This window comes from Longimicrobium sp., assembly GCA_036377595.1.
Taxonomy (GTDB): Bacteria; Gemmatimonadota; Gemmatimonadetes; order Longimicrobiales; family Longimicrobiaceae; genus Longimicrobium.
The window spans coordinates 1-12218 of sequence record DASUYB010000183.1 but is presented as its reverse complement, the minus strand read 5'-3'; the positions used below and the strand labels follow the sequence as shown (position 1 = coordinate 12218).

The following is a 12218-nucleotide window of genomic DNA, read 5'->3' as shown; positions in this document are numbered from 1 at the left end:
GAAGCACGTCTCGACTCGCCTCCGGCATCTGTCGACGCCGCAGGCCGAGCCGATCCCCGGTTCCACCCAGATCCCCAACTCGGCCGGAGGCTACGCCTGGGCCGTCGATCACTGGACGCGGCTCGATCGCTTCCTCGTGCTCGGCGCCGAGGGGGGCACGTACTACATCGGCGAGCGCGAGCTCACGGTGGAGAACGCGAAGGCGGTCGTCGACTGCCTCGCCGAGGACGGCGTCCGTGTCGTGCAGCGCACGGTCGAGATCAGTGAGAGCGGCCGCGCGCCGAAGAACGATCCGGCGCTGTTCGTGCTCGCGATGGCGGCCGGGCTCGGCGACACCGCGACGCGCGCGGCGGCGCTCGCGTCGCTCGAGCGCGTGGCGCGCACGGGTACGCACCTGTTCCACTGGCTGCAGTACGTGAAGGCGTTCCGCGGCTGGGGGCGCGGCGTGCGGCGCGCGGTGGGGCGCTGGTACACGGCCCGGCCGCCCCGCGAGCTGGCCTACCAGCTCCTGAAGTACCCGCAGCGCGACGGGTGGAGCCACCGCGACGCGCTCCGCCTGGCCCACCCGCGGCCGGCAGACGACGAGCAGCGGGCCCTGCTGCGCCGGGCGGTCACCGGCGAGCTGGGCGAGGCGCCCGACACCGAGGCCGTGCGGCTGGTCCGCGCGGTGGCGGAGCTGCACGCCGGGGCGGAGGTGGCGCCGGCGCGCGCGGCGGCGCTGGTGCGCGAGCACCGGCTGACGCGCGAGATGCTGCCCACGCAGCTGCTCACCGAGCCGGCGGTGTGGGAGGCGCTCCTGGAGGAGATGCCGCTCACCGCGCTGGTGCGGAACCTGGCCACGCTCACCCGGGTGGGCGTGCTGGCGCCGGGGAGCGACGCGTCGCGCACCGTGGCGGCGCGGATCGCCGACGCGGGCGCGCTGAAGCGGGCGCGCGTGCACCCGGTGCAGGTGCTGGCGGCGCTGCGCACCTACGCCGCCGGGCGGGGGGTGCGCGGGAAGCACACGTGGGCGCCGGTGGCCCAGGTGGTGGACGCGCTCGACGCGGCCTTCTACCTGGCCTTCGGGGCGGTGGAGCCGAGCGGACGGCGCACGATGCTGGCGCTGGACGTGTCGGGGTCGATGATGGCCCCGGTGCAGGGGCTGGACTTCGTGAGCTGCCGCGAGGCGGCGGCGGCCATGGCGCTGGTGACGGCGGCCACCGAGCCGCGGCACTTCTTCACCGCCTTCACGGCGGGGACGCGGCCCAGCCTGCACGCCGGGTTCCCCACCGGGCTGTCGACGCTGTCGATCTCGCCGCGCGAGCGGCTGGACGACGTGCTGGCGAAGACGGCCAGCCTGCCCTTCGGCGGGACCGACTGCGCGCTGCCGATGCTGGAGGCGCGCGGCCGGAAGTGGGAGGTCGACCTGTTCGTGGTCTACACGGACAACGAGACCTGGGCCGGGTCGGTCCACCCCGCGCAGGCCCTGCGGCAGTACCGCGAGGCCAGCGGGATCGCCGCGAAGCTGGTGGTCGTGGCGATGGCGTCGAACGGGTTCAGCATCGCCGACCCCGACGACGCGGGGATGCTGGACGTGGTCGGGTTCGACGCGGCCACGCCGGCGCTGATCGCCGACTTCGCGCGGTAGGTGGCGCGGCACGGGTCATCCCGGCCGCGCCCGCCGCCCCCGCGGAGGTGCGCGAGACGGGACCGGACCCGGAAGACCGCACGGGTGCCACGGAGCGGGAGACCGCTCCGCGGTGCCCAGGACACCAACCAATCACACCGATGGACGCGAAGACGAGGACCCAACAGGAGAATCCACAGCAGGAGCCGCAGGTGGGAGACTTCTGGATGATCCAGGCGCACAGCGACACCTACCTCGTGTCGGCGGAGACGGCGGCGCGGGTGGGGCGGATGCTGGATCGCTTCTGGCGGCCGCGCTGGCTCAAGTTCGTGGACCTGTCCGGCAAGCGCGTGTGGGTGCGCGCCGACGAGGTGCAGGCCATCGAGGAGAGCACCGAGACGCAGCGCTCTCGCTCCCGCGCGTTCAACTACGCGCGGCACAAGGAGGAGAAGGCCGATCGTCGCTGGGACGACGACGAGTACTGGTGATTTCGAGGGGACAGGGGAGAGGGGACAGCAGGCGAAGGTGGTCCGCTGTCCCCGGCCCAGGCATCCTGTCGAAGAGGAAGGGGAAGGTGCTACGGCTGGCCGAGCTCGGACTGGATGGCGTCGTACACGCCGGGCTCCAGGTGCGCGCGGCCGAGCTCCATCAGGCGGCGCTCCACCGTGCGGCCGGGGTCGGCCAGGAGTCGGCGCTCGCCGCCGCAGTCGGCGGACACGACGCCGTGGAAGGCGCGGAGCTCCGTGCAGCCGGGGAGCGCGGCCGACGCGTCGCGCACCACGAAGCCGCGGTAGCCCAGCCCCGGCGGCTCGCGCGGCTCGCCGCCGGGCGTAAGGCCGCGCAGGAGAGCGGACAGGGCGTCGGCCTGGCCGGTGTCGAGGGTGAACGACGGATTGGGGCGGCCGCTGAAGAGGTCGGCTTCCACGCGCATGGCCATCTCCCTTTCCGGGTGGGGCGGGGTGCGCCCGCGGGCGCACCCCGCCGTCAGCAGCAGGGCCGCGACGGCGGCGCGCACCACGATGGGTACGCGCCGGCGCCGGCGGGCGGGGTCAGCGGATCCCCATCCCGCTCCGGGCGAAGAAGTAGCCGCAGAAGTTGCGGTAGCCGCCACGGTTGGCCGTCTCGGGGTTGGTGATGACGACGTTGCTGTTGTCGTAGTTGCGGGCCGCGGTCTGCCCGGGCTTGTGCCCCCAGTACCCCTCGGCCTGCAGGCGGTACCAGTGGTAGTCAACGCCCGGCCACACCACCATGGCCATGTACCAGCGCGGCTCCTGCCCGCTCGGCACGCAGCTGGGCACCAGGTATGCCCCGTCGGCCTGTGCACCGGTGGATACGTTGGCGCACTTCATCTGCGTGGCCTGCTGCCCCGCCGCCTTGCCGGGCTGCGCGAAGGTGTCGGTGCGGCGGTTGGTCGCGTAGTTGTAGCAGTTGTTGTTCGCCTGGACCGGCGAAACGTTCCAGAAGTTGGGGTTGAAGGCCGCCACCTCGATCTGGCAGCTTCCCTGCGCCTGCGTGGTCCAGCTCGAGGCGTCGGTGCCGATCACGGGCGCGGGGTTCAGCGCCGCCGCGCTCACGGTGCTGTCGGAGCGGCCCTCGACGCCGCCGCGCGGCTCGCCGCGACCCGTGGAACCGGCCGCGTCCTCCTCGATGAGGCGGCGCAGGTCCAGCTCCTGGATCGGCGCCAGGTCGATGCCTTCCGCGCGCGGCGCGGCGACGGCGCGGGGCGGGCCGAGGGCGTCCAGCAGGCGCAGCGCCAGCTCCACCCCGTGCGGGTGGTCGCCCGAGATGCGGAGCTGCCGCGGGAGCTCGCGGTCGCGCAGCGCACGGCCGTCGTCGTCGGATTCCAGCAGCATCCCGCGGAAGCCCAGGCGGCCGCTGCCGGTGTTGATGCCGCCGACGATGTCGCGCGCCTCTTCCACCTGCCGGAGCAGGTCGGCCGCGGCGTCGTCGTCCAGCTCCCACACGGGGTTGGGACGGCCGGAGAAGATGTCGAGTGTCACGCGTACCATGGTACCTCCTCATGACTGGAGCGTGGTCGGAAAACGGAGCCTGCCTCCGCTTCCTCTCCCGTTCCCGTTTCCGCCGGGAGGCGCTTTAGGATCTTTACGCCGTGTACGGCAACCTCTTCACCGGGGTGGACCCGAGCTGGATGTCTCAACATAAGTCGGTATTCTGTGTGGACTTATGTCGAAAACAAAAGGGAACTACATCCACGATATCTAAACAGACGCCCAAGTCAACCTTTGGACGTGAAATGACTGTACCGTGGACAGGCGGCCGGCCGGATCGTCCGCACGTCCATCTGACAGGAAGGGAGATCGGAAGATGAAGATCTTCGGCCAGCACGAGGAGAACACGATCCGGCAGCTGCAGGACATCGCGAGCCGGGCCGAGCGCGCCGCGCTGATGGCAGACGGGCACGTCGGCTTCACCATGCCGATCGGCGGGGTGGCGGCGTACCGCGACCGCGTCTCGGTGGTGGGCGTGGGTTTCGACATCGCGTGCGGGAACTGCGCGATCCGCACCGACCTGACAGTCGAGGACGTGACCAGGCGGCTGACGCTGGACGAGATCCGGCGGAATCCGCACCGGCTGGTCACCGACCGGCGGGCCAACCGCGTGGCCGACGAGGTAGCATCGACCATCTCCTTCGGCCTGGGGCGGAGGAACGAGGCCGACGACGCGCCGGTGGACGACCCGCTGTTCCAGGACCCGGCGTGGTACGCCATCCCCAACACGGGCGGCTACCGCGACACGCTGCGCGACAAGGCGCGGCGCCAGCTGGGCACCGTGGGCAGCGGCAACCACTACGTGGACGTGTTCGCCGACGAGACGGGCGCGGTGTGGGTGGGGGTGCACTTCGGCAGCCGCGGCTTCGGGCACACCGTGGCGTCGGACTTCCTGTCGCTGTCGCAGGGCGGCGACTGGGGGCAGCGCGGCCGCGAGAAGGAGGTGCTGCTGGACGTGCGCCAGCCCGTCGGCCACGACTACTGGCACCTGATGGAGCTGGCCGGGCGCTACGCCTACGCCGGGCGCGAGTGGGTGGCGCGCAAGGTGGTGGAACTGCTGGGCGGCACCGAGCTGGAGATGGTGCACAACCACCACAACTTCGCCTGGCGCGAGACGCACCGGTCGCCCGAGGGCGAGGAGGTGGAGTACATCGTCGTGCGCAAGGGCGCCACGCCGGCGTTTCCGGGGCAGATGGGCTTCGTCGGCGGGTCGATGGGCGACGACGCGGTGATCGTGCGCGGCGCCGCCGCCGACCCGGAGAGCGAGGTCGCGCGGACGCAGCGGGAGGCGCTGTTCAGCACCGTGCACGGCGCGGGGCGGGTGATGAGCCGCACCGAGGCCGCCGGCAAGCGCACCCGCCGCGGCATGGTCAAGAGCCACGGGAAGATCCAGCCGAGGATGGTGGAGGAGTGGCTGGGGAAGAAGGGCGTGATCCTGCGCGGCGGCGGGCTGGACGAGGCGCCGCAGGTGTACCGGCGCCTGACGAAGGTGCTGGAGGCGCAGGGCCCCACCATCGAGGTGCTGCACGTGCTGCACCCGCTGGTGGTGGTCATGGCCGGCGCCGGGGAGATCGATCCGTACAAGGATTGATTCGCCCGGCGTGCCGGGACATCGAAGGCAAGGAGAGCTGAACGTGGCGGCGGGGATTTCCCGGGTGAATGGACTGATGCGCGCGGAGAACATGCTCCTGGCAGCGCAGGTGGCCCACCTCTTTGGCACCCAAGAACTGCGCTTCGGTGCGCTCCAGATGGACCTGTGGCATGCAGTCAGCTTTGCCGAGCACAGGCTTTCCACGCTCAGGCGCCGCCGCACCCCCCGCAACCGCACGTGGAAGCGGAGGAGGTGCGGCCGTGAGTTGCGGCCGGCGCATCTCCGCGCGCTGGAGTATCAGGAACGCCTGCTGAAGGAACGTATCTCGATCGCGAAACAGATTGGAGACGCACTCGCTTGGTCGCTCGCGCGCAACGATCCGAGGTATATCAAGCTGCACCACCGCCGGCGATCCCATACGCTTCCGTCCGGAAGCGCGGTGGACAGCTACTTCCACATCCTAGAGGCGGCTGAAAAGAGCAGCGAGTACGCGGCGGTGCTCACCGACCTCACGCGGTGCTGGGGCGTGGGCGACGTCCTCATCCTGGGTAGCCGTTGGCCCGTACCGAGCAGTTTCGAGGCGAAGGCACGGAGGGAAAGTAATGGATCGTTGTCGGTGTTCCTTCACGGACACAGCGCGGCTTTCCAGGTCTATCCGGACGAGATGGAGCGATTCGCCCGCGTGTTCGGCGCCAAGGTGCCGTCCGCCACCTTTGATGATCGCGGCACCCGACAGACGAAGGAGGTGGACGCAGAAACGAAGCGATCGTTCGATGCGCTCACGAGCACATTCAGGTATGCAACCCCGGTGCTGCGCGGCAACTGGAGGTCAGTCCAGGGTGTCCTCTCTCGTGCATTGTCGGGCCAGAAGGCCTGCGACCTTGCCGAACCCGGCGTGGCATACGTCGCGGCGCCCTTGATCTCCCTCGATCCCTCAACGCCGCGGGAATCAATCTGGGAGCTGGTGCGTAGGGCAGAGATCGATGCAAACCCCAATGAGTGGGGCATGTGGAGCTCGGTAGAACTCGCATACCGTGACGAGCTCTCGGCGGTCGTGACCCCCGTGCTCGCGTGGAATCTTCCGGCCGCGCATAGGGCCGCTCTTCTGTTCGGCGACATCGTCTTCGTTACGGTGGCGCGCCTCACCGTGTGGCGAGAGGCCTTCCGGCGCGCCGGCGTCACTGTGGACCGGACAGAGGAGGACGGCTGGATGTTGACGGGGTTCGGCCAGGAGATGGTGTTCGACGCATTCGACGTTGAGCGTCTAGTCGCAGGGATGATGTACTCGGCGACGAGTCCGCAGCGCGCGGCAGAATTCGTTGCCATACAACTGCGGCATCCCGACCAGATCGTGGTACAACGGTATCGCCGGAGCGCGGACGAACCACTGGAATCGCTCGTTCACCGGGACCCAGCCACGGGTAAATGGCGGCCGATTGAGTAACGCTGACCAGATCTTCCGACGAGGTAAATCCCGGCGATGCTGCTGACCATCACCACCACGCACCGGCCGGCGACGGACCTGGGGGTACCTGCTGAAGAAGAACCCCGCGCGGGCGCAGAGCTTCGAGCTGGGGTTCGGGCAGGCGCACGTCTTCTACCCGCGCGCGGACGACGAGGCGTGCACGGCGGCGCTGCTGCTGGATGTCGATCCCGTCGGGCTGGTGCGCGGCCGCGGGCGCGCCGAGGGCGGGCTGGACCAGTACGTCAACGGCCGGCCGTACGCCGCGTCGTCGTTCCTCTCCGTCGCCCTGTCGCGGGTGATGCGGAGCGCGATGGCGGGCACCAGCCGCGAGCGCCCGGAGCTGGCCGCCGCGCCGATCCCGCTGGTGGCGCGCATCGCCGTGCTGCCGTGCCGCGGCGGCGAGGCGTTCCTGCGCCGGCTCTTCGAGCCGCTGGGCTACGAGGTCTCCGCCGAGGCGCTGCCGCTGGACCCCGCGCAGCCGGAATGGGGCGCCAGCCGCTACTTCTCCGTCACCCTGCGCGCGGAGAAGCGGCTCGCGGAGATGCTGACGCACCTGTACGTGCTCATCCCCGTGCTCGACGGCGCCAAGCACTACTACGTGGGCGACGACGAGGTGGAGAAGCTCCTTCGCCACGGCGAGGGGTGGCTGGCGGCGCACCCCGAGCGCGAGGCCATCGCCCGGCGCTACCTGAAGCACCGGCGGTCGCTGGTGCACGACGCCATCGCCCGGCTGGTGGAGCCGGAGGAGCCCGGCGAGGAGGCGAAGGAGGAGGCGCGCGACGCCGAGGAGCAGGCCGCCGAGCGCACGCTGAGCCTGAACGAGCAGCGCCTGGCCGCGGTGGTCGACGCGCTGAAGGAGAGCGGCGCCGCGCGCATGGTCGACCTGGGCTGCGGCGAGGGGAACCTGCTGCGCAAGCTCGTCCGCGAGCCGCAGCTCACGGAGATCGTGGGGATGGACGTCGCCCACCGCTCGCTGGAGATCGCGGGCGAGCGGCTGAAGCTGGAGCGGATGAACGAGCGGCAGCGCGCGCGCATCCGCCTGGTGCACGGCTCCCTGATGTACCGCGACCGGCGGCTGGACGGCTTCGACGCGGCGGCCGTCGTGGAGGTGATCGAGCACCTGGACCCGCCGCGGCTCTCCGCGTTCGAGCGCGTGGTGTTCGGCGGCGCGCGGCCGGGCACGGTGGTGCTGACCACGCCGAACGCCGAGTACAACGTGCGCTGGCCGTCGCTCCCCGCGGGCCGGTTCCGCCACCGCGACCACCGCTTCGAGTGGACGCGCGCGGAGCTGGCGGCGTGGGCCGGCCGCGTAGCGGAGACGTACGGCTACACGGTCCGGTACGCGCCCGTCGGCCCGGTGGACGAGGAAGTCGGCCCGCCCACGCAGATGGCGATCTTCACGCTCACCGGCGGCTGAAGCCGCAGCGCCGCAGCAACAACTACGGGAAGCCTCGCAAACTGCGCGAGGCTGGTCGGCTCGGAATCGACCATCGCCTCGCGACGACAGATGACGTCCGTCGTGCGGAGCGATGGGGACTCAGCATCTACAAAGATCCGTTCAGGGACGAAAGACGATGACCAACCCGCACCTGATCATCCCCACCGGCACGCAGGTGGTGGTGCGCCGCGCGGTGACGACGGGCGCGGGGGAGCCGATCTGCCCGGCCGGCGCCGTGGGCGTGGTCGTCGGCGCGCCGGCGGACGCGAGCCACGCCTACCGCGTGCGCCTGCCGGACGGCGCCGAGGTGTCGCTGAAGCGGCAGGAGCTCTCCATCCGCAAGCAGGCGCAGGCGGGGGAGATCGGCGATCCGGCGGCCGTGCTGCGCGAGCACGACCTGTACGAGCACGTGGTCTACCGCTGTATCGTGGGCTCGCGCGCGTACGGGCTGGCCAGCGACGCGTCGGACGTGGACGTGCGTGGCGTGTACCTGCCGCCGGCGGAGCTGCACTGGTCGCTGTACGGCGTGCCCGAGCAGCTGGAGGACCGCGACGCCGAGGTGGTGTTCTGGGAGATGCAGAAGTTCGTGGTGCTGGCGCTGAAGGCCAACCCCAACATCCTGGAGTGCCTGTACACCCCGCTGGTCGAGCACGTCGCCTTCGTCGCGCGGGAGCTGCTGGAGGAGCGCGGGCGGTTCCTGAGCCGCGTGGTCTACCAGACGTACAACGGCTACGTGATGAGCCAGTTCAAGCGGCTGGAGCAGGACTTCCGCACCACCGGCGCGCCGAAGTGGAAGCACGCCATGCACCTGATCCGCCTCCTCCTCGCCGGCGTGACCACGCTGCGCGAGGGATACGTGCCGGTGGATGTGGGCCCCTGGCGCGAGCGGCTGCTGGCGGTGAAGCGCGCCGAGCTGCCGTGGGAGGAGGTGAACGCCTGGCGCCTGTCGCTGCACCGCGAGTTCGACGCGGCATATGAGACGACGAGCCTGCCGGAGCGGCCGGACTACGCGTGGGCGAACGACTATCTCGTGCGGGCACGAAGGTCGGCGATCGCCCATCCCAGCAAGCCGAGACGATGATTCCTCCACTACCAAAGTCGCCCAAGAACGACGATGCGTTTGAGGACGAGCGTCACCTCTTGGGATGGCTGGTCGCGCGACTTTCAAGCGGGTGTCGATCTGACCTACAGTTCGACGACCTCTCTACTGAGATGTACTTGCCGCTGACGACTGTGCTCCCTTTGCTCCGGGCGCAAATCGTTTACGGTCGCAGCGTATACCGACTTTCAGCACACGGACTTTCCGAGGCAGCATACCCACTCACACGAGCCATGCTGGAAGTTTGGGCGGAGATCGAATATCTGCTCGCTGATCCAGCGAAAGCATTTCCACGCGCGGTCGAAAATACTGTCTGGACATTGTTGGTGATCGGAGCGCCTCCGGGAAAGCAGAGAAGCGACCTCGATGCTGCTGTAGTAGCTGCTGAAAGCGAATTTCCGGATGCAGTGAAGGCAATAAAGCGCCGCTTCAATCGCTACAAACACCACAGTGGTAGGGGGTGGAGCGAAATTATTCGAGAGTCGTGTGGTGAGGACGTGGCTCGTCTTTATGCTATGCTGTCTTGGCACACCCACGCGATTGCCCAGAACGCTGTGGATATTACGTATGAGGAGGGTCCTAACTACATACGCGAGACGTACAACCAAGTTCGCCCTGAAGGTGACGCTATCTCCGACGTCTGTACGTTCGCAGTTAGAGCGCTGTACGGAAGCTGGAATGCTTTCTACTCGGTGTACGGTTCGCTGGGAAAACCTCGGCGTCCGGAGCGGACCGTTGCGTGAGGGACGCGCGCCCGGAGGGCCACAGCCACAACGGTATCGTGGCCTACCGCGCGCGCAGCCCGGCCCGGAGCGAAGCGGAAGGACACGCCCACGACGCAGTTGTTCTTTTCTGGATGGCAAGACCATGAACGTGATGAATGACGAACGGCTCACTGCCGAGGTGCACGAGCACCCGTTTCCGCTGCTGTTCGCGACGGTGAGCGGGGCGCACCTGTACGGATTCGCGTCGGCGGACTCGGACTGGGACCTGCGCGGCGCGCACCTGCTGCCGCTGTCCGCCGTGGCGGGGCTGGACGCGGGCGCGGACACGGTGAAGGTGTCGCACGTGCGCGGCGGGGCGGAGATCGACCTGGTGACGCACGACGCGCGCAAGTTCTTCTCGCTGCTGCTGCGCAACAACGGCTACGTGCTGGAGCAGCTCTACTCGCCGCTGGTGGTGCACTCCACGCCCGAGCACGAAGAGTTGAAGGAGATCGCGCGCGGGTGCATCACGCGCGGGTGCGTGCGGCACTATCTGGGGTTCGCGGCCAACCAGTGGCGGCTGTTCGAGAGGGAGGAGCCGCGCCGCGTGAAGCCGCTGCTGTACGTGTACCGCGTGCTGCTGTCCGGCATCCACCTGATGCGCACGGGGGAGGTGAACGCCTCGCTCCCCGCGTGCAACGCGGAGATGCGCCTGCCGTACGTGGACGAGCTGATCGCGCGCAAGACGCAGGGCGCCGAGCAGTCCGTCCTCGGCGACGCGGACGTGGGCTTCCACCGCGCCGAGTACCTGCGCCTGAGCATCGCGCTGGTCGAGGCCGCGGAAGCAAGCTCGCTCCCGCCCGAGCCCACCGCCCGAGCCGCGCTGCACGACCTGCTGCTGCGCCTGAGGCTGGGCGAGGGTGCGGTCGCCACGACGGTGTGAAGGGCCTCGTATCACGGGCGGGTAAACCCACAGCTGGAACATTGGGCAGCCTGCTGCGCAGGCTGCCCGCGACGAACAGTCCATCGCGCTGAGGTCTCCCCTCCCCCATCCCTCCCCCCTCGTGGGGGAGGGGCCGGGGGTGGGGGGGAACCGCGGCTGCGGCCGCACCGGCATCGGCTCGAAGCACCTTGATCCACCTGCAGCCATCCACATGACCGAACCCACCGTGCGCGCCCCGACCCGGCGCGCCGAGCATGACCGAGACTCCTGCCGCCGCGAGGCGCCCGTCATCCGCATCCCCGAGATGTCGCTGGTGGTGCTGGTCGGCGTCTCCGGCTGCGGCAAGTCGACGTTCGCGCGCAAGCACTTCCTGCCCACGGAGGTGCTGTCGAGCGATTTCTTCCGCGCCATGGTGCGCGACGACGAGAACGACCAGAGCGCCACCACCGACGCCTTCGACGTGCTGCACTTCGTCGCGCGGGCGGCGGCTGCGCGCGGGGCGGATGACCGTGGTCGACGCCACCAACGTGCAGCCTGCGTCGCGCAAGCCGCTGGTGGCGCTGGCGCGCGAGTGCCACACGCTCCCTGTCGCCATCGTGCTCAACCTCCCCGAGCGGGTGTGCAGCGAGCGCAACCGCGCGCGCACCGACCGCCAGGTGCCGCCGCATGTCATCCCCCAGCAGCACGCGCAGCTCCGCCGCGGGCTGCGCGACCTGCGCCGCGAGGGGTTCCGCCACGTCTGGTTCCTCGACTCCGCCGCCGAGGTGGAGACGGCGGCCATCGTGCGCGAGCCGCTGTGGAACAACCGCAAGGACGACGCGGGCCCGTTCGACGTCGTCGGCGACGTGCACGGGTGCGCGGACGAGCTGGAGACGCTGCTCGACCGGCTGGGCTATGCGGCCGGCGAGGACGGCGTGCGCCGCCACCCGGAGGGCCGCCGCGCCGTCTTCGTCGGCGACCTGGTGGACCGCGGGCCGCGCGTGGTCGACACGCTCCGCATCGCCATGGCCATGGTGGAGGCGGGGAGCGCGTACGCCGTCCCCGGCAACCACGACGTGAAGCTGGTGAAGGCGCTGCGCGGCCGGAACGTGCAGATGAAGCACGGCCTGCAGCAGTCTCTGGACGAGCTGGCGGGGGAGACGGCGGAGTTCCGCGACAAGGTGGCGGATTTCCTGGACGGGCTGGTGAGCCACTACGTATTCGACGGCGGCCGCCTGGTCGTGGCCCACGCGGGGATGAAGGAGGAGATGCAGGGGCGCGCGTCGGGCGGCGTGCGCGAGTTCGCGCTGTATGGCGACACGTCGGGCGAGGTGGACGAGCTCGGCCTGCCCGTGCGCCACGACTGGGCGCGCGACTACCGCGG

The 12218-nt window shown here is 70.0% G+C and carries 11 protein-coding genes; 9 read left to right on the top strand and 2 right to left on the bottom strand.

Features of this window, described 5'->3' with window-relative positions:
• Positions 1–1627, top strand: a 1627-nt coding sequence (locus VF092_29640) for a TROVE domain-containing protein (GenBank protein ID HEX6751492.1), incomplete at its 5' end; no start/stop codon positions are given.
• 140 nt (positions 1628–1767) lie between these two features.
• Positions 1768–2094: a hypothetical protein gene (locus VF092_29635; protein ID HEX6751491.1), complete on the top strand. Its 327-nt coding sequence runs from the start codon at positions 1768–1770 to the stop codon at positions 2092–2094.
• 89 nt (positions 2095–2183) lie between these two features.
• Here the strand turns inward: VF092_29635 and VF092_29630 are convergent, their stop codons facing one another.
• Together VF092_29630 and VF092_29625 are read right to left on the bottom strand one after the other, a co-directional pair.
• A complete protein-coding gene (locus tag VF092_29630; GenBank protein HEX6751490.1) occupies positions 2184–2537 on the bottom strand; it encodes a hypothetical protein in 354 nt (117 codons plus the stop codon).
• Between the two features lie 118 nt (positions 2538–2655).
• Positions 2656–3615, bottom strand: coding sequence for a hypothetical protein (locus tag VF092_29625; GenBank protein HEX6751489.1), 960 nt, complete (start codon positions 3613–3615; stop codon positions 2656–2658).
• Between the two features lie 316 nt (positions 3616–3931).
• Here VF092_29625 and VF092_29620 point away from each other — a divergent pair, with 316 nt between their 5' ends.
• The 7 genes from VF092_29620 to VF092_29590 form a co-directional block, all read left to right on the top strand.
• On the top strand, positions 3932–5206 hold the full coding sequence (locus VF092_29620; protein HEX6751488.1) for an RtcB family protein: 1275 nt from the start codon (positions 3932–3934) through the stop codon (positions 5204–5206).
• 43 nt (positions 5207–5249) lie between these two features.
• The gene (locus VF092_29615) at positions 5250–6650 is read left to right on the top strand and encodes a hypothetical protein (protein HEX6751487.1); all 1401 of its coding nucleotides are present in this window, start codon (positions 5250–5252) and stop codon (positions 6648–6650) included.
• An 88-nt stretch (positions 6651–6738) separates the two neighbouring features.
• Positions 6739–8088, top strand: coding sequence for a 3' terminal RNA ribose 2'-O-methyltransferase Hen1 (locus VF092_29610; GenBank protein HEX6751486.1), 1350 nt, complete (start codon positions 6739–6741; stop codon positions 8086–8088).
• A gap of 157 nt (positions 8089–8245) precedes the next feature.
• Positions 8246–9190 (top strand): nucleotidyltransferase domain-containing protein, encoded by a 945-nt coding sequence (locus tag VF092_29605; GenBank protein ID HEX6751485.1) that lies wholly within the window; start codon positions 8246–8248, stop codon positions 9188–9190.
• On the top strand, positions 9187–9951 hold the full coding sequence (locus tag VF092_29600) for a DUF5677 domain-containing protein (protein HEX6751484.1): 765 nt from the start codon (positions 9187–9189) through the stop codon (positions 9949–9951). The genes VF092_29605 and VF092_29600 overlap by 4 nt, the downstream gene beginning before the upstream one ends.
• Positions 9952–10075: 124 nt before the next feature.
• Positions 10076–10855, top strand: coding sequence for a nucleotidyltransferase domain-containing protein (locus VF092_29595; protein ID HEX6751483.1), 780 nt, complete (start codon positions 10076–10078; stop codon positions 10853–10855).
• Positions 10856–11358: 503 nt separating this feature from the next.
• Positions 11359–12218, top strand: an 860-nt coding sequence (locus VF092_29590) for a metallophosphoesterase (protein ID HEX6751482.1), incomplete at its 3' end; no start/stop codon positions are given.

Bases quoted from the DNA above. Each gene is read 5' to 3' on its own strand.
- VF092_29600 (HEX6751484.1), top strand. From the start codon at position 9,187: ATGATTCCTCCACTACCAAAGTCGCCCAAGAACGACGATGCGTTTGAG.
- VF092_29595 (HEX6751483.1), top strand. From the start codon at position 10,076: ATGAACGTGATGAATGACGAACGGCTCACTGCCGAGGTGCACGAGCAC.
- VF092_29605 (HEX6751485.1), top strand. From the start codon at position 8,246: ATGACCAACCCGCACCTGATCATCCCCACCGGCACGCAGGTGGTGGTG.
- VF092_29625 (HEX6751489.1), bottom strand. From the start codon at position 3,615: ATGGTACGCGTGACACTCGACATCTTCTCCGGCCGTCCCAACCCCGTG.
- VF092_29620 (HEX6751488.1), top strand. From the start codon at position 3,932: ATGAAGATCTTCGGCCAGCACGAGGAGAACACGATCCGGCAGCTGCAG.
- VF092_29630 (HEX6751490.1), bottom strand. From the start codon at position 2,537: ATGCGCGTGGAAGCCGACCTCTTCAGCGGCCGCCCCAATCCGTCGTTC.
- VF092_29635 (HEX6751491.1), top strand. From the start codon at position 1,768: ATGGACGCGAAGACGAGGACCCAACAGGAGAATCCACAGCAGGAGCCG.